Annotated in this window: 21 protein-coding genes, 3 pseudogenes and 1 riboswitch; of the genes and pseudogenes, 6 read left to right on the top strand and 18 right to left on the bottom strand. The window is 34.5% G+C overall.

Annotation, left to right across the window (positions count from 1 at the left end; all coding sequences use genetic code 11):
- Nucleotides 1-176: 176 nt before the first annotated feature.
- Nucleotides 177-959, bottom strand: a complete 783-nt coding sequence (locus tag BUB32_RS01630) for a helix-turn-helix domain-containing protein (RefSeq protein WP_072966876.1) — start codon at nt 957-959, stop codon at nt 177-179.
- A 412-nt stretch (nt 960-1,371) separates the two neighbouring features.
- Here BUB32_RS01630 and BUB32_RS13040 point away from each other — a divergent pair.
- Nucleotides 1,372-1,824, top strand: a pseudogene (locus BUB32_RS13040) (transposase); the annotation flags it as partial.
- A gap of 26 nt (nt 1,825-1,850) precedes the next feature.
- On the opposite strand, the gene BUB32_RS12620 reads toward BUB32_RS13040, so the two are convergent.
- From BUB32_RS12620 to BUB32_RS01610, 4 genes are all read right to left on the bottom strand, one after another.
- Nucleotides 1,851-1,994 carry a hypothetical protein gene (locus BUB32_RS12620; RefSeq protein WP_234949198.1) on the bottom strand — a complete coding sequence of 48 codons (144 nt, stop codon included), beginning with the start codon at nt 1,992-1,994 and terminating at the stop codon, nt 1,851-1,853.
- A 405-nt stretch (nt 1,995-2,399) separates the two neighbouring features.
- Nucleotides 2,400-2,639, bottom strand: coding sequence for a hypothetical protein (locus tag BUB32_RS13035; RefSeq protein WP_234949197.1), 240 nt, complete (start codon nt 2,637-2,639; stop codon nt 2,400-2,402).
- Nucleotides 2,640-2,819 carry a hypothetical protein gene (locus BUB32_RS13030; protein ID WP_234949196.1) on the bottom strand — a complete coding sequence of 60 codons (180 nt, stop codon included), beginning with the start codon at nt 2,817-2,819 and terminating at the stop codon, nt 2,640-2,642. It lies immediately after the preceding gene.
- A 964-nt stretch (nt 2,820-3,783) separates the two neighbouring features.
- Nucleotides 3,784-4,644, bottom strand: a complete 861-nt coding sequence (locus BUB32_RS01610; RefSeq protein WP_072966872.1) for an SdpI family protein — start codon at nt 4,642-4,644, stop codon at nt 3,784-3,786.
- 505 nt (nt 4,645-5,149) lie between these two features.
- On the opposite strand from BUB32_RS01610, the pseudogene BUB32_RS13255 reads away from it, so the two are divergent.
- A pseudogene (locus BUB32_RS13255) lies at nt 5,150-5,467 on the top strand (transposase); the annotation flags it as partial.
- A 167-nt stretch (nt 5,468-5,634) separates the two neighbouring features.
- On the opposite strand, the gene BUB32_RS01605 reads toward BUB32_RS13255, so the two are convergent.
- The 5 genes from BUB32_RS01605 to glgB form a co-directional block, all read right to left on the bottom strand.
- Entirely contained in the window at nt 5,635-5,916 is a 282-nt protein-coding gene (locus BUB32_RS01605; protein WP_072966870.1) for a helix-turn-helix transcriptional regulator, read from the bottom strand.
- Nucleotides 5,917-6,035: 119 nt separating this feature from the next.
- The gene (glgA, locus tag BUB32_RS01600; protein WP_072966868.1) at nt 6,036-7,472 is read right to left on the bottom strand and encodes a glycogen synthase GlgA; all 1,437 of its coding nucleotides are present in this window, start codon (nt 7,470-7,472) and stop codon (nt 6,036-6,038) included.
- The gene (glgD, locus tag BUB32_RS01595) at nt 7,469-8,614 is read right to left on the bottom strand and encodes a glucose-1-phosphate adenylyltransferase subunit GlgD (RefSeq protein WP_072966866.1); all 1,146 of its coding nucleotides are present in this window, start codon (nt 8,612-8,614) and stop codon (nt 7,469-7,471) included. Before glgD ends, glgA begins: the two co-directional genes overlap by 4 nt.
- A gap of 24 nt (nt 8,615-8,638) precedes the next feature.
- Nucleotides 8,639-9,793: a glucose-1-phosphate adenylyltransferase gene (locus tag BUB32_RS01590; protein WP_200773835.1), complete on the bottom strand. Its 1,155-nt coding sequence runs from the start codon at nt 9,791-9,793 to the stop codon at nt 8,639-8,641.
- A gap of 10 nt (nt 9,794-9,803) precedes the next feature.
- A complete protein-coding gene (gene glgB, locus BUB32_RS01585; protein ID WP_072966861.1) occupies nt 9,804-11,684 on the bottom strand; it encodes a 1,4-alpha-glucan branching protein GlgB in 1,881 nt (626 codons plus the stop codon).
- A 333-nt stretch (nt 11,685-12,017) separates the two neighbouring features.
- Between glgB and pulA the strand changes: the two genes are divergently transcribed.
- Nucleotides 12,018-13,895 carry a type I pullulanase gene (pulA, locus tag BUB32_RS01580; protein WP_072966859.1) on the top strand — a complete coding sequence of 626 codons (1,878 nt, stop codon included), beginning with the start codon at nt 12,018-12,020 and terminating at the stop codon, nt 13,893-13,895.
- A gap of 217 nt (nt 13,896-14,112) precedes the next feature.
- Nucleotides 14,113-15,324, top strand: a complete 1,212-nt coding sequence (locus BUB32_RS01575) for an NADP-dependent isocitrate dehydrogenase (protein WP_072966857.1) — start codon at nt 14,113-14,115, stop codon at nt 15,322-15,324.
- Between the two features lie 55 nt (nt 15,325-15,379).
- Here the strand turns inward: BUB32_RS01575 and BUB32_RS01570 are convergent, their stop codons facing one another.
- Nucleotides 15,380-16,090 (bottom strand): YIP1 family protein, encoded by a 711-nt coding sequence (locus tag BUB32_RS01570; RefSeq protein ID WP_072966854.1) that lies wholly within the window; start codon nt 16,088-16,090, stop codon nt 15,380-15,382.
- 191 nt (nt 16,091-16,281) lie between these two features.
- Here BUB32_RS01570 and BUB32_RS01565 point away from each other — a divergent pair, with 191 nt between their 5' ends.
- Both BUB32_RS01565 and BUB32_RS01560 read left to right on the top strand, forming a co-directional pair.
- Entirely contained in the window at nt 16,282-17,610 is a 1,329-nt protein-coding gene (locus BUB32_RS01565; protein WP_072966852.1) for an NfeD family protein, read from the top strand.
- On the top strand, nt 17,603-18,376 hold the full coding sequence (locus BUB32_RS01560) for a slipin family protein (protein ID WP_006569198.1): 774 nt from the start codon (nt 17,603-17,605) through the stop codon (nt 18,374-18,376). The genes BUB32_RS01565 and BUB32_RS01560 overlap by 8 nt, the downstream gene beginning before the upstream one ends.
- Nucleotides 18,377-18,406: 30 nt before the next feature.
- Here the strand turns inward: BUB32_RS01560 and BUB32_RS01555 are convergent, their stop codons facing one another.
- The 7 genes and pseudogenes from BUB32_RS01555 to hemB form a co-directional block, all read right to left on the bottom strand.
- A complete protein-coding gene (locus BUB32_RS01555; protein ID WP_072966850.1) occupies nt 18,407-19,237 on the bottom strand; it encodes an energy-coupling factor ABC transporter ATP-binding protein in 831 nt (276 codons plus the stop codon).
- Between the two features lie 3 nt (nt 19,238-19,240).
- Nucleotides 19,241-20,008, bottom strand: a complete 768-nt coding sequence (cbiQ, locus tag BUB32_RS01550) for a cobalt ECF transporter T component CbiQ (protein ID WP_072966848.1) — start codon at nt 20,006-20,008, stop codon at nt 19,241-19,243.
- Nucleotides 19,995-20,288 carry an energy-coupling factor ABC transporter substrate-binding protein gene (locus BUB32_RS01545; RefSeq protein ID WP_072966846.1) on the bottom strand — a complete coding sequence of 98 codons (294 nt, stop codon included), beginning with the start codon at nt 20,286-20,288 and terminating at the stop codon, nt 19,995-19,997. The genes cbiQ and BUB32_RS01545 overlap by 14 nt, the downstream gene beginning before the upstream one ends.
- Nucleotides 20,285-21,028 (bottom strand): energy-coupling factor ABC transporter permease, encoded by a 744-nt coding sequence (locus BUB32_RS01540; RefSeq protein WP_072966844.1) that lies wholly within the window; start codon nt 21,026-21,028, stop codon nt 20,285-20,287. Before BUB32_RS01540 ends, BUB32_RS01545 begins: the two co-directional genes overlap by 4 nt.
- A gap of 122 nt (nt 21,029-21,150) precedes the next feature.
- Nucleotides 21,151-21,401: riboswitch (cobalamin riboswitch) on the bottom strand.
- 43 nt (nt 21,402-21,444) lie between these two features.
- A complete protein-coding gene (gene hemL / locus BUB32_RS01535) occupies nt 21,445-22,761 on the bottom strand; it encodes a glutamate-1-semialdehyde 2,1-aminomutase (RefSeq protein WP_234949204.1) in 1,317 nt (438 codons plus the stop codon).
- A 123-nt stretch (nt 22,762-22,884) separates the two neighbouring features.
- Nucleotides 22,885-23,322 (bottom strand): annotated as a pseudogene (locus tag BUB32_RS13025) (precorrin-2 dehydrogenase/sirohydrochlorin ferrochelatase family protein); the annotation flags it as partial.
- Nucleotides 23,322-24,296 carry a porphobilinogen synthase gene (gene hemB / locus BUB32_RS01530; protein ID WP_072966840.1) on the bottom strand — a complete coding sequence of 325 codons (975 nt, stop codon included), beginning with the start codon at nt 24,294-24,296 and terminating at the stop codon, nt 23,322-23,324. The gene hemB and the pseudogene BUB32_RS13025, both read right to left, overlap by 1 nt.
- Nucleotides 24,297-24,304: the final 8 nt, after the last annotated feature.

Raw genomic sequence — 24,304 nt, 5'->3', positions numbered from 1 at the left:
AGCCACTAAAACCATATTATTGTTTATATCCTTCTTGATCTACCAAACTTTTCTACAGTTATTATAATATACATTTTTCTCAATGTCTACTATATTTTAGTATAGTTTTTATTACATTTCCAGTTAATGTTTACATAATTAAGCAGAAAAATTATACTAAAGTATAGCCCCAAATTTTAGTCCATATCTATCAAGTTTAACTTAATCGCTTTTGCCACTGCTTCTTTGATATTTTTTACCTCAAGTTTTTCTACTATTTTTCTTTTGTGATATTTCACAGTCATAACCCCTATCCCAAGAGCTTTTGCTATGTCTAATTCTCTATATCCTTTTGCTTCCAATGTCAGTATTTTTATCTGGTTGTCATTTAATTTTATCTTTATCTCATTTAGCTCTTTTTCTTTTACTATCTTTTCATATTCACTTGCTATTTTCTCAGCTAGCAGTTTTATTACCATTGATACTTCATCCGCAATCTTTTTATCAATAGTTGATATATCAATATAACCCATTATCTCCCCATCTTCTACTATTATAGGTGAATCAATGCAGTGCCATTTTTTGAATATGTCACAGTAGTGTTCTTGGGGTCTTATGTAAACTATTCGTTTTAATCGCATTGCCATTGAAATTGCATTTGTACCACAGCTTTCTTCTTCAAAGGATATCCCTAAGCGAAACCCAGAATCTTTTATACATCTTTCTTCTTTTATACTACACTTCGTTTCTAATAAGTATCCTTCAACGTCAGTAAGTAAAAATAGATATTCTCCTTTTACCCAATCCTCTTCTACACTCATATGAAAAGCTTCTATGAGCTCTTTATTGTTATGTATTTTCTTTTGCAAATCTTCTGAATTCAGTACCACTAATGGTGCAGTTATTGAAGGATCAATACCTATTTTACTACATCTCTTATATGAAGAAAGTAGCTCCTCCTGTGAACATAAAAAATTCATTTTTTATACCCCCAAAAAGATTGAACCGTTTTTTAATATTATACAATATTTAGAGCAAAATTTGTTAAATTTGGAACGAAAGTGTCATTTTGGGGAACGAAAATGCATTTTTCGCCTAATATTTTACAATTAGAAATTAAAAAAATTGAGGAGAATACCTCCTCTCCTTGTTATTTCTAGGTCAATTATACACCGTTAGTGACAACTACATGCCCACTCACCTTTCTCCTCTGCCTTTATAAATTTAAAAATTAATCATAAAGTAAAATTATTAACTTTCTAAAAAATTCTTTGATTAATAGGAAACTTAATTATTTTATCCGCAATTTTAGACAAACTGGGGTCATGGGAAACTATAATTATACCAGAAAACTATACAGACAAAGAGAGGAAAATAAGTTAGAATATAGTTATAAATAAGAGAAGAAATTTCAAACCAAAACAAAAAGGAAAAATTGTATTAGAGGTATTGCGAAAAGAAAAAACACTTAGTGAAATTACTGCTAAATATGAAATACATCCGAATATGATTTGCCGCTGGAAAGCAGAATTTGTCAATAATGCAGCAAAGGTGTTTGGCAAAGAAACTGACTGAGTTAGAAAAGGTCAAAAAATCATATGAAAAGGAGAATGAGGAATTATTGAAACAAATAGGGAAGCTTTCATATGAGAATACCTGGCTTAAAAAAATCCGGCCAATTCTAAATCTCTTGAGGAACGCATGAAAATGATTGATAGGGGTGATAAAAAGTTTAGTATTAGCATACAGGCTGAGCTCTTAAGTATTAACCACACAAGCCTTTATTACAAGCTTGTGCCAACAAGCGATGAAGAATACATGATTAAGCGTATCATTATGTCAATACAGCTCATCGTAGAATAACAACTATACTAAATTATGCTTTTATAATCTTCTTTTCGCCTATCCAACTCTCTTTTATCAAGTATTTTATTAAAACTATTTTTATTTGGGTCAACACCTGAAAGTTTTGATTCTTCGATTGACCTAATCAATTCATCATAAATATCATTCATAATCGTACCACCTCTAAAACTCTTTTCGATAAATTAGCTCTTTATAATATAAGACAAATTTTTAAAGAATTTGTTACAGTTTGTTGACAAAACTCATATTAATTTAAGTGGCATTTTGTGTCAATGCTCCAGAGTTGCAAAGCGACTAAACTAAGGCTCACTTTTCGGGCTCCGGCGGGGTACCGGCCAATTCGCCCTTCTGGCTCAGGTGGCCGCTCGCTTCGCTCGCTCCGCCTTCGCTTCTCAAGTTCGCAAAGTTTAGTTACCGCTTTGACAACAAGTCGCATTTACACACAAAATGCCACTTTTTAAACTTTGTCAACAGTCTGAGACAAATTTTTAAAGAATTTGTTACAGTTTTTTAAAAAATTTTTAAGTATAAAAAAATAGCCCTATTAAGAGCCATCAATACATTTTTATATCAAAATTTTGCAGCAATAAGTCTTCTTCCCCACCGTCCCATTTTATTATCAATTTTATAGGCTTTTTGATTGAATCTAATATTTTCTGCCTTTCATCTGCATCTATTTGAGACAGATTGGGTAGCCAAGATGAAGCACCAACATATATAATATTATCTTTTAACTTAGAATTCGGATAATTTAAATCTATTCTCTGTTGAATTGGTGTTCCAAAATATAACAATCATGAAAATATATAAGGTTCAAGGCTTTTATCTAAAAAAGCTATTATTTTAACATTTTTTAATACCTTATCACTTATATTTTCTATCTTTATAGAATAACGTAATGAAGTATATTTATTTGAATCTTGCATATCTTTTATATATTTTGTAATCGTAGAATTATCATTTGATATTTGCAACTTTTTCCCGATCTCAATCGTTGTATTGATTTTAAAATGTTTGCTTTTCGTCGTATAATTTAAATTAGGTGCATCGTTTGTTTGATATAGATAAATCTGAAAATGACTTTTATTATAGCTGTAGTAATCATAATATATAAAAAGGCTCAATACTACTCCCGCTATTAAGGATAAGATTATTATACGCTTATTTTTTATAAGATCACCTCCTTTATTAAGTAAGGCTTTAGTACTGAATATATATGTTTATACTCCTCTTTTTTCATAGTCAACCTCCAAATCAAATATAAGATTTTGTACTAACTAATTTCATAATATCTTTTAGTTCCAAAATAAATCAAAAATTTATAAAAAGCAAAAGTAATTATTCCTAATCCAATAGCAATATAAGGTATGTAGATGGTCAAATCCGAATTTTTATGTAAAATCCCTCTAGTTAGAATTTGATTACTCTCTCTACTTTTCAACTCATTCTATCTCCAGGCTTTTATCGGTCTTTGACACCAGGACTCCTCCACGTTGTTAAAAACTAACAGCGCTGATAAAGGTTATTTTATTAAAAAGCAAACCTCGTCCTTAGCTTTTTTGAATTTTTTCCACTTGAAATATTCAGTTATATCTAAATACTTTCTTCCTTAACCCCATTTTTCATCTTGCCCCATTAACAAAGCTTTATTAGAGGAATACCGGATTATGAATTATAATAAAGGGAAAATATTTCTCTTAAAAATCTTGAATTCCATACCGTAATAAAAGGATTAAGATTTTTACAAAGCTCAGAAATTGTAAACAGGGTAAAAGTTCCAACCGTAGTAACTAAACTCCTTCTATGATAATATTGTATTGAGCCGTTTCTCATCCCTCCAATTGAGATTTTTGGTTTGTTCCTATTTCTATTCTGACCAGAGGGCTGAAAACGGCTCATCTCTTTTTACATAATTGTATGGACTTAACTTTATTACTTTTATCTAGCTTTTTTATTTTCATGCAATATACCAATTACAACTAACAAAAAAGATACTAGTAAAAAAACTACTAATGTAACAAAATTTATTATATGCATTTTATATATGTTGTAATATAATGTATCAAATATCACCAATTCAAGAAAAGAATATATCAGTAAGAGGAATATTATTAAAAATCTATTTCTTCTTATTTGAAATATCCAATAATAGGGTAGAAAAACACCTAACCATCCTAATATCAATATAATTTCATCTACCACTATTGCTATAGTTTTCTCAATAACCCACTCATCTGGGTTTCCTGTCAATCCAAAGTGAATATACACCTGTGGTGGTAATTTGATATATAAAATTAAATTAATTATTGTAGATATAGCAAAAATTAACAGCGACAAATAGATAACATATTTTTTTTCAGTTTTAATGGCATTTTTTGAATTTATATGATTTAAATCTCCTACTCCTTTTACTTTATAACTTCTATTACTATTATAATCTCGCCTTACCCCATTTTCATCAAATATTTTGTGCAAATGTTTTTCTGTAAGATAAATTATAGATATAAATAAAGGGATTATATAAATACCAAAGGATATTCCCATTATAGCTGAAGATACATTAAAAATGAACATTATTACATTAATTACAAATAACAATATCGAAAGCAAAATGAATAAATTGGCAGAGTATCTATTTGCTTCTTTGAAAACATCTTCATTTTTTGTAGCAAATTCAGTTCTATAGCCATAAAAGTAATTTATTTTTTTGGGAGGAAAATACTTTAATACCACCCCTATTAACAAAAAGAATAATGGAATACCAAAAGTTAGAAATAATCTCCCTATAAAATCATTCATATATTAACACCTTCCTTATAATCCGATTGTAATCCACATTAAAAATTTAATAATAAACACACAAATTAAATCCTTAAAAAACCATTTTTACCCTGGTAAAACAATCCCATAATTAAAATTCTCATTTTTATTTAAATGGTCCTTTGTCTCTAATAAACTTAAAAGTGGAAGGTCCCTTTTAGTTCACTGAGATAATTTTGAACTCACCTCTGTGGAATACTGGTAAAGCAGCATTACCACTCGGGAAAGACTGAACTTCTTATCATCTAAAATTTTAGAAGAAATTCTTGCCCATACAATAAGCAAGAATTTCTTCTAAATTTGTACAATTTATCAAACTAATTGATTTTATTATTTTGTGGAAGGTTCAATCGCTTTAACCCAAGTAGTAACAGCTACCACAGTTTGTACCAAATATGCAGCAACGTAATTAACTACACCTACAACGTCCCAAACTGTAGCAGCCAGAACAGCTGCGACAGCAAGATCTACAATTCCCTCTGGTTCAGCAATACCTGAATTCCCTTCCTCTAGTCCTGGCCGTAAGGATTATTCTCATCATGCACTTTTCAGAGCTTTTATTGCCATTAAGATTTAAGATTCGGTACAATTTCTGACCTCTTAGATTATCTCCGCAATAATCTTATCATTGCTCATCTTTGTGGCTTTAACATCCTTAAACCTCTTCCTTCTTATTGGACTTTCCGCCTTTTTATTAATGAGTTCTCTTTTGACCTCTATCTTTCAAAACCAGGTCAATATCCTCAAAAATATGGGCGTTATCTTCAGTGAGTTTGTCTCTATAGATTCTACCCCTATTAAAAAACATATTATTGTTTATATCCCCCCTAATCTACCAAACTTTTCTACAGCTATTGTAACATACAAATTTTTCAATGTCTACTATACTTTAGTATAGTTTTTATTACATTTCCAGTTAATGTTTACATAATTAAGCAAAAAAATTATGCTAAAGTATAGCCCCAAATTTTAGTCCATATCTATCAAGTTTAGCTTAATCGCCTTTGCCACCGCTTCTTTGATATTTTTTACCTCAAGTTTTTCTACTATTTTTCTCTTGTGATATTTCACAGTCACAACCCCTATCCCAAGAGCTTCTGCTATGTCTAATTCTCTGTATCCCTTTGCCTCTAATGCCAGTATTTTTATCTGGTTGTCATTTAATTTTATCTTTATCTTATTTAGCTCTTTTTCTTTTACTATCTTTTCGTACTCAGTTGCTATTTTCTCAGCCAGCAGTTTTATTACCATTGATGCTTCATCCGCAATTTTTTTATCAATAGTTGATTATCATATTCTCATTTTCTATTATTATAGGCGATATAATAAAAATGAGGAGAATAATCTCCTCCCATTAATATAACACTGCTTTAATCTATCAACAAGCTTTCGTAAAGCAAAAGATATTCTTTAGCTGAAGCATTCCAGCTGTGGTCTACTTCCATAGCCTGCCTTACTATGCTATTCCACCTATCCTTATCTTTATATATTGATAGGGCATACTCTATTACATGAAGCATATCGTGGGCATTGTAGTTTGTAAATGAGAAACCATTCCCTTCGCCAGTGTACTCATTATAGGGAGTCACTGTATCTTTAAGTCCCCCCGTTTCTCTCACAATTGGAAGACTTCCATACCTCTGGGCTACCTGCTGGCTTATACCACAGGGTTCAAATAAAGAAGGCATTAAAAACATATCCGAGGATGCATATATCTTTTTGGCCATAGAGTCGCTAAAATCAATTATTGCAGCCATTTGAGATGGGTATTTAAAAGCAAAGTATTTAAAAGAATCTTCATAATTCTTTTCTCCTGTGCCAAGAACAACAAACTGAGCTCCTGTGCGCAGAATATCCTCTAATACGGCGAGTATCAAATCAATTCCTTTCTGGCTGGTAAGCCTTGATACAAGCCCTATTAAAGGTATATCCTCTCCTATTTCGAGTTTTAAATCTTTCTGAAGCATCACTTTGTTTTGCCTCTTCTTATCAAAAGAATTTATGTCGTAATTTATATATATGTCTTTATCCGTCTCAGGGTTATAAAAATCATAATCAATTCCATTAACTATTCCCACTAATTTGTCCCCTATTCCCTCCAGCAGTCCATGAAGGCCTTCACCGTAAAAAGGAGTTTTTATCTCTTCTGCATAAGTCTTGCTGACAGTCGTCACTTTGTCAGAGTATATGATTCCCCCCTTCATAAAAGAAATCCCATCATAGTATTTAAGTTTATCCTCTGCATAATACTCGTCTCCCAGAGACAGGAGGTCTCCCAAAACTATCTTAGGAAATACTCCCTGAAATTTTAAATTATGTATGGTAAATACTGTTTTTATTTTTCTATGCACATCGCTCTCGCTGTAGTGAGCCTTTAAAAGAACGGGAACAATGCCTGTGTGCCAGTCATTACAATGGATTATATCCGGTTTAAAATCCTCCAAATAATATATAGATTCTAAAATGGCTCTACTAAAGTAAGCAAATCTTTCCCCATCGTCATAATATCCGTAGTATTGATGCCTTTTAAAATAATATTCATTGTCCAAAAGGTAATAAGGAATTCCTTCAAATTCTACATATTTAATTCCGCAATATTGATTTCTCCAGCCCACAGGCACTATAAAATTTGCAATGTGTTTTACTTGAGCTATGTACTCCGGGGGTATTTGTCCATATTTAGGAAGCATGACTCTTACATCCAAACCCAACCCTCTCAATGCCTTTGGCAAAGAATAAGCGACATCCGAAAGACCTCCTACCCTTGCAAAAGGATAGGCTTCTGAAGCTACAAACAGTACTTTCATCTTATATTTTCCCCCGCCTTTCTAAGCAAATTTTCAACTATTTCACCCTTCTCTATGACAACAGGAAACTTTTTGTCCCCAATTAATCTTTTCCCTTCTTCTATTATAACATTTTTATCCAGTATGGCATTTTTCAAAAATGCCCCTTTTTCGATTATGCAATTTGAAAACACTATAGAATCCTCCACCACTGCCCCTTCTTTTATCTCAACCCCCCTTGAGATTATGCTGTTTTTGACCCGCCCTTTTATGAGGCAGCCATTTGAAATAAGAGAATTTTCCACCTCACATCCTTCGTAATATTTTGTAGGAGGCGAGTCATTTGTTTTTGTATAAATTTTACCTCCTTCAAAAAACAGCTCTCTCCTTACTCTCAAGTCCAATATATCCATTGAAGTTAAATAATAGTTTCTAACCGAGTTTACACAGCTCAAATAGCCTTTATATTCGTACGCTCCTACTTTTAATTTATCTAAACTGTCATATATACACTCTTTAAAGGAATTGTATTTGCTCTTCTCTATAGCCCTGTAAATAAAGTCTATTAAAAGCTCTTTTTTCAATATGAAAGTCTCCATAGAAATATTGACACTTGCATTAAGCCCTAAAAGTCTTCCCACACTTAAAACTTCATTCTCATCACCTAAATTGAGCACATCGCAGTTTAAAAATCTTCCTTCAGTATCATTTACTTTTTTATACAAAACCGTAATATCATTTCCCATCTCTTCATGATATCTGGCAACTTCATTGAAATCAATTTTGTATATCATCCTGGAAGAAGCAAGTATTATGTGGTCACCGGAACTTCTGTAAAAAAACTCCATATTATTTTTTAAAAGTTTTGCATCGCTTATAGGCGGATTTTCCAAAGAATAATTAAATATAAACAAGCCTCCGTTTTTTCTATTTAAATCCCAAGGTTTGCCGGTACCTAAATGGTCAACTAAGGACCGGGAGTGGGTCTGCCCAAAAATTCCTACAGTTTTCACACCAGCATTTACAAGATTTGAAAGTATAAAATCTATCACACGGTATCTTCCAAAAATTATAACAGAAGCAAGAGGTCTATTTACTGTAAGACTTTTTAAATTACCCTCTTCTTCATTTAAATTTAACACACCTATATAGTTGGCAAGCATAAAATTCTCCTCCCTTCAGTTATTTTAATTCACATTTTCCATTACAATCTCTCCCTCTCTCACAACGGTTATTTCTTTACAATTTCCTACAATGCTCCCTCTTTTCACAACCACTTTGGGTCCAATTATGCTTTTTACGACTTTTGCCCCGTCTTCAATCACTGCGTCAGACATAATGATAGAATCTATTATCTCCGCTTTTTCTCCCACAACTACCCCATAAGACAAAATCGAATTAGAAACAGTTCCAAAGACTATGCATCCTTCCACTATAAGGGAATTTGAAATCTTTGCAGAGGGACCGATATACTGAGGAGGATATGCAAAAGAGGCGCTGTAAACTTTCCAGCTTCCGTCAAAGAGTCTTAATTCTTCTTCTTTTGGAGAGTATGGGTCTTCTTTTATCAGGTCCATGCTTGCCTCCCAATAGCTGCTTATTGTACCTACATCCTTCCAGTATCCATTAAAGACATAGGCATACATCTTGTACCCTTTTTTAAGCATCTTGGGAATTATGTCTTTGCCAAAGTCGTGAGAAGAACTTTCGTCTTGAGCATCTTCCATCAAAACTTCTTTCAACTTATCCCATTTGAAAATGTATATTCCCATTGAAGCCAATGTGTTTTTAGGTTTTTTTGGCTTTTCCTCAAATTCATATATCCTATAATCTTCATAAGTATTCATTATTCCAAAGCGCGAAGCCTCCTCTATTGGCACTTTTGTAACAGCAATTGTGGCATCAGCATCCTTTTGCTTGTGAAATTTAAGCATTTTTAGATAATCCATTTTGTACACATGGTCCCCGGAGAGAATCAATAAATTTTCCGGAGAATATCTTTCAACAAAGTTTATATTTTTAAGCACAGCATCAGCAGTCCCACTATACCACTTACCTCCCCTTTCTTCAGTATAGGGAGGAAGTATTGTAACGCCGCCGTTGACCCTGTCCAAATCCCAGGCACTGCCTATACCTATATGAGAGTGAAGTATAAGAGGTTGATACTGGGTCAAAACTCCTACCACTTCTATAGAAGAATTAGAACAATTGCTTAGAGTAAAATCGATTATGCGATATTTACCCCCAAACTCTACTGCAGGTTTTGCATTTGTTTTTGTCAGCAATTCAAGTCTGCTACCCTGGCCCCCTGCAAGAATTAATGCAATAATCTCCCTTTCCATAAAATTCACCTCACTCATATTGTGGTTTTAATATCACTGCGGAAAGAGGAGGCAATTTTATTTGTATGCTGTAAGGCTTGCCGTGTATTCCTATTTTTTCAGCTTCAATGAGATTTTCGTTCACAAAGCTTCTCCCTCCGTATTTTGTTTCATCACTATTCAAAATCTCCTTATACAAACAATATTCTGGCACCCCTATTCTGTAGACGGGATAAGATACCTTACTGAAATTGCACACCACCACCAAAAAGTCTTTTTTGTCTTTTGCAAATCTGATATAAGAGATAATGCTCTGTTCACTGTTGTTGACATCAATCCATAGAAAACCCTCTTCAGAATGGTCCATTTCATAAAGACTTTTATTGGAAAGATATATTTTATTTAAATCTTTTACATATTCTTGCAGACTTTTGTGCATTGGATAATCAAGCAAGAACCAATCTAGCTCCTTCTTAAAGTCCCATTCTATGAACTGCCCAAATTCTCCACCCATAAAAAGCAGTTTCTTCCCTGGATGAGTCATCATATAGCCGTACAAAGCCCTGAGATTTGCAAATTTTTCTTCATAAGTGCCAGGCATCTTATCAAGCAAAGATTTTTTCCCGTGCACAACTTCATCATGTGACAGAGGTAAAATGAAATTTTCTGAATAAGTGTACATGATAGAAAAAGTGAGGAGATTGTGATTCCACTTTCTTTCTTCAGGGGGAAATGCCATATATTTTAGAGTATCATTCATCCATCCCATGTCCCATTTGTAATTAAAACCAAGCCCTCCACCATAATCAGGATAAGTGACTAAAGGATATGCACTTGATTCTTCCGCCACCATCAAAGGATTGGGGAAATTGGTGAAGATAAGTCTATTTACATCTCTTAGAAAGGAAACCACCTGGTCGTGAACTTCCTGCCTTCCAGAACGGGTATGAAGGTAGAGCATATTAGAAATGGCATCACATCTCAAACCGTCTATATGATACTCTTTAAACCAGAAATAAGCATTGGAAAGGAGAAAGCTTTTTACACCCGGCTTTGACACGTCAAAGTTTGCTGTCCCCCAGTAGTCATTTTCTCTTATGAAAGGGTCATCGTATTCGTAAAGGTGGGTCCCATCAAAATTGTAAAGGCCATGCGCATCCTTGCAAAAATGCCCTGGAACCCAGTCCATAATTACTCCAATGTCATGTTCATGCAGTTTATCGACAAAATACATAAAATCTTCAGGAGTGCCATGGCGACTTGTTACAGAAAAATAACCCGTTATTTGATATCCCCATGACATATCTAAAGGATGTTCCATTAAGGGCAGCAATTCCACATGAGTATACCCCATTTCCTTTACATAAGGTACAAGTAAATCGGCAATTTCTCTATAGTTTAACAATTCTCCATTTTCTTTTCTTCTCCAGGACCCCAAGTGAAGTTCATAAATATTTATAGGAGTTTCAAAAATATTTTCGCTTTTTCTCCTTAACATCCAGTCCTCATCATGCCACTGATACTCGGGCAAATTTTTGACAATAGAAGCAGTGTTAGGTCGCACTTCTGAAAAAATGGCATAAGGGTCTGTTTTTAAAATCCTTTTTCCGTCTTTTGTGTGAATTTCGTATTTGTAAAGTTCCCCTTCTTTTAAGCCTTCTATAAAAATCCACCACAGCCCTGAATCTTTTACTTTGAGCATCATGTGATTTTTTGCATCCCAATTATTAAAATCACCTGCAACTCCTACCCTAACTGCATTAGGCGCCCAGACGCAAAACACTGTCCCCTCTTTTCCCCTATAATTTATAAATCTACTGCCTAAAAAGGTGTAAGCTCTGAAATGTTCCCCTTTTAAGAATTTTCTGATATCGGAAAGATAGATAGTTGAATTTTTATACTGGACTGCCATTTTGAAACACCCCTTTTTATATATTCCTCAGGGGAAAAATCAAAGAACTGAAAAAAGAGATGAAAAAATAAAGGCAAGATTTAAAAAACTCAGAATAACTATATCATATCTTTGCTTTTAGTATAGCATTTTCCACAATCTTGTTCAAGAAAATTTTTACTGAAATTTGTAAGGTTTTGTATTATAATATTTCTAAAGACAATTTTTCTTTTAGGAGGGTAATTCCTTTTAGATTTCCTTTTACAACAAAGAATAATTTCCTCACTACTTCCACTTTTTAAAAGAATTAATGAAAGAAAAAACATATGATGAAATAAGAAAGGAGAATTAGTAATGTACAAAAACTTTGAAGAATATCCGGTGTATAACGGAGATGACTTGGGATGCACATTTAATCCCTTGTACTCGAAATTCAGGCTGTGGGCTCCAACCGCAGAAAAAGTATATTTATGCCTTTTTAAGGATGATAAAAAACGAGAAATAGAAATGGAAAAAAGCGAGGGAGGTACATGGTTTATTACTGTAAATGAAAACCTAAAAAATGTCTTATACACCTACAAAATCTTCAGAAAAGGCGAACTCGTCGAAACTGTAGACCCTTACGCAAAAGCTTTAACAGCAAATGGAACACACGGTGTAGTAATTGACCTTAAAGATACAGACCCTCCTGGATGGTCAGAAGATGTAAAGCCTTCTTTTGATAACCCTGTTGATGCCATAATATATGAACTTCACGTTCGAGATTTTTCTGTTCACAAAGATTCTGGCATCAAAAACAAAGGCAAATACCTCGCTTTTACAGAAAAAGGTACGAGTTATAAAGGGGTGAAAACCGGCCTTGACCACCTGATAGAATTAGGCATAACTCATGTTCACCTTCTTCCCATTCAGGACTTTGCAAGTGTAGATGAATTAAAGGGAGGATACAACTGGGGGTATGACCCTTATCACTACTTTGTTCCGGAAGGAAGTTACGCTGTAGACCCAAATGACCCTATATCACGAATAAAAGAAGTAAAAGAAATGATACTCTCCCTTCACAGAGCAGGAATACAGGTGGTTATGGATGTAGTCTATAATCACACTTATACTGTGCTCAATTCTATTTTTGACAAAGTTGAACCAGGATATTTTTACAGACATAATTCCGATGGCAGTTATTCCAATGGTTCTGGCTGCGGTAATGAAACTGCATCTGAAAGGCCAATGGTAAAAAAATTAATAATAGATTCTTTGAAATACTGGGTAAAAGAATACCATGTAGATGGTTTTAGATTTGACTTAATGGGACTTCACGATATAGATACAATGAAAGAAATAGAAAAAACTCTACATTCTATAGATCCTTCTTTGCTCTTATATGGGGAACCGTGGACAGCGGGCCCTTCAGTCTTGCCTGTAGAAAAGCAATTTTTAAAAGGAGCACAAAAAGGCACGCGAATAGCTGTATTTAATGACAATTTCAGAAATGCAATAAAGGGATTCCCTGATGATGAATCCAAGGGATTTGCCACTGGCAAGAAAAATGTTGAGAAGGATATTATGAAAGGAGTAGTAGGTTCAATAGAATATTCTGCTGAAATTAAAGATTTTACAATAAATCCGCAGGAGACTGTAAACTATGTCTCATGCCATGACAATCTGACTTTATGGGACAAAATTTCAAAAAGTAATCCAGATGCCACAGAAGAAGAAAAAATACTTATGGATAAGCTTGCTACTATGATAATACTCACCAGCCAAGGTATCCCTTTTATACATGCTGGAGAAGAATTTTTAAGGACAAAAAAGGGAAATAACAACAGTTTCAACGCAGGGGATGAAATAAATCAGCTGGAATGGCCGAGAAAACTTATATACAAAGAAGTATTTGAATATTATCAGGGCTTAATAAAGCTACGGAAAGAACATCCTTCCTTTAGGATGCGAACAGCAGAAGAAATAAAGTCAAAGCTTCATTTTATAAAATCCCCAAAAAATACAATTGCTTTCTTAATTTCAGATAATGCCAATAGCGATCCATGGAAAAAAATTACTGTAATCTACAATCCAACAAAATCTAAAGTTGAGGTAAAAATCCCCCAAGGGAATTGGAAGGTGGTTGTTGACAATAGAAAAGCTGGAATTCTCCCCATAGAAAAAGGCGATTGGACACTTTCAGGCAGTATTCTTACAGTCCCTCCACTTTCTGGGATGGTTCTTTTTAGCTAAAAAGACAAAGGGGACGGTTCCTCTTGTCTGAAAAATTCAGACAAGAGGAACCGTCCCCTTTGTCTGTCCTGTATTTAGGTCAAGTTGTGAAAGCTCAATTAATAGATATTGCAAAAATCCCTTATATTCTATATAATAGAATCAAGTTGTGATAAAAAATCGCAATAAAATATTTTAAAAATTTTATTGTTACATTTCAAACAAAGGGGAGAAGAAAATGGCACAAAAAATTGAGATGAAGGTTCCTATTGTTGAAATGGACGGGGACGAAATGACAAGAATCATATGGAAATTGATAAAAGAAATACTTTTAGAGCCCTATATAGACCTTAAAACAGAATATTATGACCTTGGAATCAAAAACAGGGACGAAACTAATGACCAGGTCACAGTTGATGCAGCATACGCAATAAAAAAGTACGGAGTCGGGGTAAAATGCGCCACAATCACTCCAAATGCAGAAAGGGTCAAAGAATACAATCTCAAAAAAATGTGGAAAAGCCCTAATGGTACAATCAGAGCAATACTTGATGGCACAGTTTTTCGCACACCTATTATTGTAGAAAGTATCAAACCTCTCGTAAAAACATGGAAAAAACCCATTACAATTGCAAGACATGCCTATGGGGATATTTACAAAGACGTAGAATATAGAGTCTCTGAAAAAGGCAAAGCAGAACTTGTGTTTACTTCTGAAAAAGGAGAAGTGGCAAGGCAGACAATACATGAATTTGAAGGCCCTGGAGTTATACTCGGTATGCACAATACTGATGAGTCAATAAAAAGTTTTGCAAGAGCATGTTTTAATTATGCTTTAGATACGAAACAGGATTTGTGGTTTGCGACCAAAGACACTATTTCAAAAGTATATGACCACAGATTTAAAGACATATTCCAGGAAATATATGAAAATGAATATAAAGAAAAATTTGAGGAAGCAGAAATTGAATATTTCTATACCCTTATTGACGATGCCGTAGCTCGAATTGTAAGGTCTGAAGGCGGAATGATTTGGGCATGCAAAAATTATGACGGCGATGTAATGTCAGATATGGTAGCAACAGCATTTGGAAGCCTCGCCATGATGACATCGGTATTAGTCTCTCCTGATGGGAAATACGAATTTGAAGCGGCTCATGGAACAGTTACAAGGCATTATTATAAATACCTTAAAGGTGAAGAAACTTCTACTAACTCTATTGCTACAATTTTTGCATGGACAGGCGCTTTGAAAAAAAGAGGAGAACTTGACGGAATAAAAGACCTTGTTGATTTTGCAGATAAGCTTGAAAAAGCATCCTTAAAGACAATTGAAAAAGGGATAATGACAAAAGACTTAGCCGCTTTATCTGACTTGCCAAATAAAACTGTTGTAAACACAGAAATTTTCCTCATTGAAATTAAAAAAACTTTAGAAGAGATGCTGTAAATACGTAAAAAGGGACGGTCCTCAGACAAAAGGAACCGTCCCCTTTGTTTGATTTTTAGTCCAGCAGTTTATAATAATCAATATTCACAAACACTGTCACAAGAAACGCAAAAGCTGTAACCCAATAAACATCGCTCTTCTTTATTCCACTTGACATTTTTATTCCTATAGCTATTATAACAAACTGCCACACCATGAAGGGATCAATACTTCTCAAAAAGCCATATATTGTAGTTCCTTTTAACAAAGGAAACAACAATGCAGGTGACATATCCACTAAAAGCTGTCCTGTAAAAAAGGATGCAATAAAGCATATTAGAAAATATATTAAAACAGGAGTATAGGCATAACCAGTAATTGAAAATAATTGTGCTACATCCGCTTTTCCTCTAAATACCCATTTGATTACAGCATAAAGAGCTAACACGATAAAAATCCACGAAAGTGTATTATTTATAAGCGTAGAAGTTATTACAGATTTTGGCGCTAACTTAATAGCTAAATCTATTTCCTGTGGCGTAAATCCTGCATCTGGTTGCGATAACCTCATTTTTAAAAGTTCACGTATATGTCTTTCATATACAGGATAACGTAAGATATAAAGAAATACTATCCCAACAATTTTCACTATGGCAGGATAAACTAGTTTTGGCTGATACATTAAATTTTTTATTGTTATTGAAGGTTTAAATAGAATTCCGTAAATTCTTTCGAGAAAATTTAAATTTTTTATGTCTTCTTCTGTTTCAACTTTAAAAAACGCCATTAAATATCCTCCTCTTAGGTTAAAAATAAAAAAGGTTTTCGACTTTTTTGTCGAATATATAAATCAATAAACATATAAATTAAATTCTACATTTTTATAAAAAATCCTTCAAGAAAAATTCTGCCAATCACATAAAATACTATATAAAATTTTTCAGTTATGTTAAAATGTTATTAAAGGGGGAACAAAAAGTGTTTAATTTAAGGAAAATTTTACTATTTACAATCTTGTTAATTTTTGTTATCATGCCATTTTCTTCTTTAAAAGCAGTTCCGCCCCAAAGCCCCGTTTATGTACTATCCATTGATGGTCCAATTGTACCTGTTGTTGCAGATTATGTTGAAAGCGGCTTTGAAACGGCAGAAAAAAATGGTGCAAGTTGTATAGTCATAGAACTTTCTACCCCTGGCGGTTTGTATTCTACTACTCAAAAAATCGTCACAAAAATACTAAATTCTCCTATTCCTGTTGTAGTATATGTCTCCCCCGCAGGAGCTTGGGCGGGTTCGGCTGGTACTTTCATAACACTTTCAGCAAATGTCGCTGCAATGGCTCCTGGAAGTAGAATAGGCGCTGCCCATCCTGTGTCAATGGAAGACGACACTGCTTTATCAGATGTACAAAAGCAAAAAATCACTCATGACGCTGCTGCTTGGATAAGAAGTATCGCAGAAAACAGGGGGAGAGACCCCAAAAATGCTGAAATGGCAGTTATTGAAAGCAAATCTTTTACTGACACAGAAGCATTAAATGCCCATTTAATCGATTTTAAAGCTACTAATTTAAACGACCTTCTAAAAAAAATAAACGGCCTTACAGTCAAAAATTTTGACGGCACAACTACAACTTTGCAAACTGATGGTCCAATCAAATACTTCCCAATGTCTTCAGCTCAAAAATTTCTCTTTGCAATAAGCGATCCAAATATTGCTTATCTTCTCATGAGCGCTGGTATCTTGGGTATTGTATTGGAGCTTTATCATCCTGGTGCTATCTTTCCCGGTGTGGCAGGAGGAATAAGCTTACTTTTAGGCCTTTACACACTTGGAACATTAAATGCTCAATTAAGTGGAATGCTTCTTGTCATATTAGGGCTTGTGCTTTTGGCATCTGAAGCGTTTGTTGTAAGCCATGGCATTTTAGCAGTGGGCGGTATAACTTCCTTCGTACTTGGCTCTTTAATGTTATTTAGTGGAAACCAAATGGGACTCACTATTAACAAAGGAGTAGTTTTCGCAACAGCCTTTTTCATGGCAGTTTTTGTTTCTTTCTTGTTAGCTGCTGTTATAAAAGCTCAAAAGAGAAAAGTAGTCACAGGAGTAGAAGGTCTAATTGGTGAAATAGGTATTGCAGTAAGTGATATTAATCCAAATGGCATAGTCTTAGTAGAAGGAGAAAGGTGGCAAGCAGAATCTAAAGAGTATATTGCAAAAGGCGAAAAGGTGGTCATTACAGCAGTAGAGGGTTTGACAGTTAAAGTTGAAAAAATAAAAGAGGGAGGCAGTAAAAAAAATGATTGAGAGTTTTGCATTTCTATTCACTTTATTAATAATCCTTATAAGTTTAATTTCCGCATCCATTAGAATAGTACAGGAATACGAAAGGGGTGTGATTTTTCGTCTTGGACGCTACGTAGGTGTAAGGGGGCCAGGAATATTTTTCTTGATTCCTATAATAGAGAGAATGCAAAAAGTAGATTTGAGAGTCATAACAATGGAAGTACCAACACAAGAGGCAATTACAAGAGACAACGTTACTGTTAAAGTAAATGCAGTAGTATACTTCAGAGTAATAGACCCTGCCAACGCTGTTATAAAAGTTTTGGACCACATAAGAGCAACATCTCAGCTGGCACAAACTACACTAAGAAGCGTTTTAGGTCAGTCTGACTTAGACGAATTATTATCTCACAGAGAAGAAATAAACAAAAGGCTCCGCGAGATTATAGATGAGGGAACAGAGCCATGGGGAGTAAAAGTAAATCTTGTAGAAATAAGGGATGTAGAACTACCACAAAGCATGCAAAGGGCCATGGCAGCACAAGCAGAAGCAGAAAGAGAACGCCGCGCTAAAATTATAAACGCTGATGGAGAATATCAAGCAGCTGCAAAACTTGCTGAAGCTGCTCGCATCATAGCCTCACAACCCGTTTCTCTGCAACTTAGGTATCTTCAAACTTTAAGAGAAATAGCTAATGACAGGTCAAATATCGTAGTTTTCCCTCTATCTTTGGATATTCTACATCAATTTTTCCCTCAAGGACAAAAAGAAAGTAAAAATGAATAGCTTTAAGCTGCTGAGTTTTCAGCAGCTTTTTTATTTTATACACTTCTTTAATTCCTCTATATTTTTTGGTATATTACTTCCGTTTATAATTCCTTTTTCTTTTAAAATTTCATATATCTCTAAAAGCATAGGCTTTCTCAAATCACTCCAATCAAGTTCTTTTGCATTAGCAAAGACAACTGTGGGCTCGCCTTTTGCAACAACTTTTCCATTTTTCATGACATATATATAGTCAGCCCATGAATAAGCAAAGTCCACATCATGAGTTGATAAAATAATTGTCTTTCCCTCTTCAACCAATTTGTCAAATAAACCCATAACCTCTTGAACATGCTTAGGATCTAAATAAACTGTTGGCTCATCCAATATAATAACTTCAGGCTCCATAACTATAATATCAGCTATTGAAACGCTTTTTTTCTGCCCATAGCTTAAAAAATGGGTAGGCTTGTCTTTTAAATCAATAATTCTCGTTTCTTTCATGGCGTTTTCAACTTTCTCTTTTACTATATTTTCTGAATAGCCTAAGTTCATAGGGCCAAAAGAAATTTCTTGGTATACATTGGCAGAGAAAAGTTGTATGTCAGGATTTTGAAAAACAATACCAACGTTTTTTCTAAGTTTTACAAGTTCGCTATGACTGTAATTTATCTCTTCACCTTTGTATAATATTTTTCCTAATTTGGGTTTCAAAATCCCATTGAAGTGCAAAAACAGTGTTGTCTTGCCTGCACCGTTTGGACCTAAAACTGCAATCTTTTTACCTTCCTCTATCGACATATTTACTTCATTCAAAGCTTTTGTGCCGTCGCTGTACTCAAAAGTAATATTTATAGCTTCTAATATAAACTGCTCTTTCATAGTTCACCTTCTTAAAAGCATTGATGCGCTTATTAAAATTAGTTCTATCAAAACAATAAATATTATATTTTTATAACAAAATTTGTAATCTTTACTGAGGACTTTTATCTCTCCATTATAACCTCTTGCCTCTAAAGCCACATATAAATCCTCTGAATTTTTGTAGGACTTAATAAAAAGAGAGGATATCAAAAGTCCTAAAGACCTGTAGCCATTTTTTAATGTGGCATATCCCAACCTTGAATCTTGAGATATATAGATCTCATTAGCAGCTTGCGTTAAAACAAATATAAACCTATAAATTAATTGAAGTAACTCTAAAAATAGTGATGGAATTTTCAATTTCTTTAAGATATTTATAATGTCAACTACAGGAGTAGTGAGTACAAGAAAATACAAGCAAGACACTATTGCTAAAGTTCTAAAGAATAAAATAACAGCAGTATTAATGCCTTGTGCAGTAATTCCTAAAGTTACCCCCAAAATATTAAAGCTTATTAATGCAGCACTTTTATTCCCTATCACATTTATAATAAGTGTTATTATGCTTATTATCAAAAAAGAAAAGGGAATTAACATAAGCTTAATGTACACTTTTGCTGGAATTTTCGCTTTAAATACAGTTATCACAAATACCAAAATAATTACTGCAATATTTGTATAGGCATCAAATTCAAAGCATAAAATCATAGTCAAAAAAGCAAATAAAAGTTTTTCAACAGGATGTACATTGTACATCCTGTTGGTATAAGCATAACTATCTATTAGCATTTTTTCTCCCCTTCGCAACACCTATATAATATCCCAAAAAGCCTGCACCAATTGCAGCCTGTAAGGCAAACAAAAGGCTTTCAATTTCTCCACTTGGTGGCTCCCAAATTGGTTTAAACCATGGCTTGTAATTTTTGTCTACCTGAGCAATAGCTTCTGTCGCCCTGTCATCTGCACCAGCAAATTCAGCATTTTTAATAGTAACAAGGGGAAACACCACCAGTAAAATAACCAACAAGCCCAATATCAAATTCTTTATTAAAAACTTTTTATCCTTCATATTGCCTTACCTTCTTTCTCTAAAACCTTAAGTTCAATGAGTTCTTCTTTACTGTAGGCAGTTAGCATATTGATTACGAGCACAGTTAAAAGCCCCTCACTTATTGCCAAAGGTACCTGTGTCACTGCAAATATCCCCATAAATTTTAAAAATGAGGCTGTAAAGCCGCCTACTTCAGCAGGGAAAGCAATAGCAAGTTGGAAGGAGGTAGTTACATATGTAAGCAAATCCCCAATTGAGGCAGCTAAAAATACTGCAAGCCAATTTGGACCACCTGCTTTTTTTACCCCTTTAAATATATAATAGGAAGCAATTGGCCCTACTATAGCCATGGAAAATGTATTAGCGCCCAAAGTCGTTATGCCGCCATGGGCCAAAAGTAATGCCTGAAACAAAAGGACTATAAGGCCTAAAACGCTCATAGCAAAAGGTCCAAAGAGTATAGCTCCAAGTCCTACGCCGGTTGGATGCGAACAACTTCCTGTAACTGAAGGTATTTTAAGTGCTGAAAGCACAAATGCAAAAGCACCTGCAAAACCTAAAAGCATCTTAAGTTTTGGATTCTCTTTTACTTTTTTGTTTATCGCTATAAGTCCTATAACCACAAAAGGCAAAGAAGCTATATCCCATATTATACACCATTTAAGAGGTAGAAAACCTTCCATTATATGCATTGAATAGGCAATTTGTGGAGCTATTAAAAGCAACGCAAATGCTGCAAGTAACATCCACCTTTTCATCACACACACCTCTTTTTGTAAAATTTAAGTAAAAAGAAAACCTCTTAACTTACCAACGGCGTTAAGAGGTAAAAAACACATACTTATCCCTTTATAACACCCCCTCTATCGACCGTAGAGTAAGTGTGTCACAAATACAGGCAGGTCTCCTGACTTAGGTTCATTGCTCTTTACGCCTTCCCATCCGTCACTCAGCGGAGCATGTTTTTATACGAAATATAATTTGTTAAATTCGTGCTCCGCTGAGTGACAGACAGTGGCATAATGTAAAGAGCTCACCATCACAGTGGCGGGACCGTGCAGGATTTTCACCTGCTTCCCTTTTAACCCAATTTGGATTCCAAAATTGGGCACCTGTATTTGCATGTTATTCAATTCTCCCTTTAAATAAAGGATATCATTTTATAAATAGGTTGTCAATGAATAGAAATGTCCTTGTATTGCTTACTTATAATTTTTGCAACTTCAAAACTAGCCTCAATTGTTTTTTCAATATCCTCCTCTGTATGAGCCATTGATAAAAAGAAGGTCTCAAATTGAGAAGGAGGCAGGTACACACCCCTTTTCAGCATTTCTCTAAAATATGCAGCATACACAACAGTGTTTGATTTTAAAGCAGAGTTATAGTCTTTTACTTCATCATTCGTAAAAAACATACACATCATGCTGCCTATTCTATTTATTGTAACATCAATTCCATTTTGAACTATGCTTTCTTTTAGCCCCTTACACAATTTTTCTGCTTTCTTGTCTAACTCTTCATAAATATTGGAAGTTTCAGATAATATTTTTAAAGTCTCAAAGCCTGCTGTCATTGCTAGAGGATTGCCAGACAAAGTCCCTGCTTGATACACCGGTCCATCAGGAGAAATCATTCTCATAATCTCTTCCTTTCCTCCATAGGCACCAACAGGAAGACCTCCACCAATAATTTTACCAAGCGTAGTAATATCAGGCATAATATTGTAAAGCCCTTGTGCCCCTGAATAAGACACTCTAAAACCTGTCATCACTTCATCAAAAATTAAAAGTGATTTATACTTTGCAGTAATCTCTCTCAATCCCTTTAAAAATCCCTCTTCAGGTAAAACTGTACCCATATTACCTGCAATAGGCTCTACAATTACAGCGGCGATGTTCTCACCGTACATTTCAAAAATATCTTCTACCATTTTGATATCATTATATCTAGCTATAATTGTATCCTTTGCTATCTCGTTTGTTACGCCCTTTGAATCAGGCATTCCAAAAGTAAGTGCACCTGACCCTGCTTTTATAAGCAGGCTGTCAGAATGTCCGTGATAACATCCTTCAAATTTTACAATGATGTCTCTGCCCGTATATCCCCTTGCCAATCTTATAGCACTCATAGTGGCTTCTGTGCCTGAATTCACCATTCTGACAACTTCTATAGATGGAACAGCCTCAATTATTTTTTCTGCCATCTTAACTTCCAACTCTGTACAGGCTCCAAAACTGGTACCCAGTTGTGCTTGTTTTTTAATAGCTTCTACCACCTGTGGATGTGAATGCCCAAGTATTAGCGGTCCCCATGAAAGAACATAGTCTATGTATTCATTGCCATCTTCATCCCAAATATGACTTCCTTGTCCCTTTTTTATAAAAACAGGAGTAGCTCCTACTGATTTAAAAGCTCTTACAGGGCTATTAACACCACCTGGCATAAGTTTTTTAGCTTTTTCAAAAAGCTTTTGCGATTTATCAGTTTTCACAGAATCACCTCTTAACAGCCCGCTTTTTTTAATAATTTTTCTGTAAATAGCCATTTTTTCTTCTTTAGCAAAATCTTTTTCCTTTAATTCCATCCTCTTCTGATATAGTTTTTGTAATAGTTTTTCATAGTCATCATTGAAAATTGACTCCAATTTTTCTTTTATCATTCTCGAAAGAAGTGGACTTTTGCCACTTGTAGATATAGAAATAATTAGGTCTCCCCTTTTTACAATGGCAGGTACAATAAAAGAAGAAAGGTCTTTATCATCAACCACATTTACAAGCACATTGTATTTTTCTCCATCTGACGCCACAAGTTTATTTACCTTCTCATCATCTGTAGCAGCAATCGCAACAAAAAATCCCCTTACATCCCCTTGTTGATACTCACGTCTTATAAGTTCCACTTTTTCTTTTGCTGCAAGCTCAATTATTCCTTCATCAAAAGAAGGAGAAATGGCAGTAACTAAAGCTTCTCCTTCAACAAGAGATAAAATTTTTCTAAGAGCAACTTTGCCACCCCCTACAACAAGGCATTTTTTGTTTTTTACATTAAGCATTACAGGGTAATAAGCCATTTCGCAACATCCTTTGCAAAGTAGGTTATAACTATATCTGCCCCTGCCCTTTTAATTGAAGTGAGTATTTCTAAGACTACCGATTTTTCATCAATCCAACCCATCTTAGCTGCCGCCTTTACCATTGAATATTCTCCACTTACATTATAAGCAGCAATAGGAATGTTGAAATTATCCTTTACCCGCCTTATAATATCAAGATAAGAAAGTGCCGGCTTTACCATGACAATATCTGCTCCTTCTTCAATGTCAAGAGCTATTTCTCTTAAGGCTTCATTGGAATTTCCATAGTCCATTTGATAAGACTTTCTGTCGCCAAATTGTGGGAAAGAATCTGCTGCTTCTCTAAAAGGTCCATAAAAAGAGGAAGCGTATTTAGCACTGTAAGCCATAATAGGTGTATTTACAAATCCTTTACTATCTAAAAGCTTTCTTATGGCAGCTACTCTTCCATCCATCATGTCAGAAGGCGCTACAATATCCGCCCCTGCCTCAACATGGGACAAGGCTATTTTAGCAATGTAGTCCACTGTTTTGTCATTTAGAACTTGGCCATTTTCAACAATGCCACAGTGTCCATGAGTTGTATACCCACACATACATACATCTGTTATTACCACAATTTCTGGCACTTTTTCTTTTATTTCTCTCACCGCTTTTTGAACGATACCTTCCTCGCTGTAAGCCTCTGACCCGAATTCATCTTTATATGAAGGCACACCAAAAAGTAAAATAGCAGGAATTCCAAGGTCACGCACTTCTTTAACTTCTTCTATAAGCAAATCTATAGAAAAATGGTAAACACCTGGCATTGAATCTATCTCTTCTTTTATATTATCTCCTGGCACAACAAAAAGAGGATATATAAGGTCACCTACATCTAAAGAAGTTTCTCTTATCATATCCCTTAAAATGCTGTTTATCCTAAGCCTTCTTGGCCTTTTTACCAAATCCATTTTATCTC

It is taken from the genome of Thermoanaerobacter uzonensis DSM 18761 (assembly GCF_900129115.1).
In the GTDB taxonomy this organism is placed as follows: domain Bacteria; phylum Bacillota; class Thermoanaerobacteria; order Thermoanaerobacterales; family Thermoanaerobacteraceae; genus Thermoanaerobacter; species Thermoanaerobacter uzonensis.
This window is presented reverse-complemented; position numbering and strand designations above follow the sequence as displayed.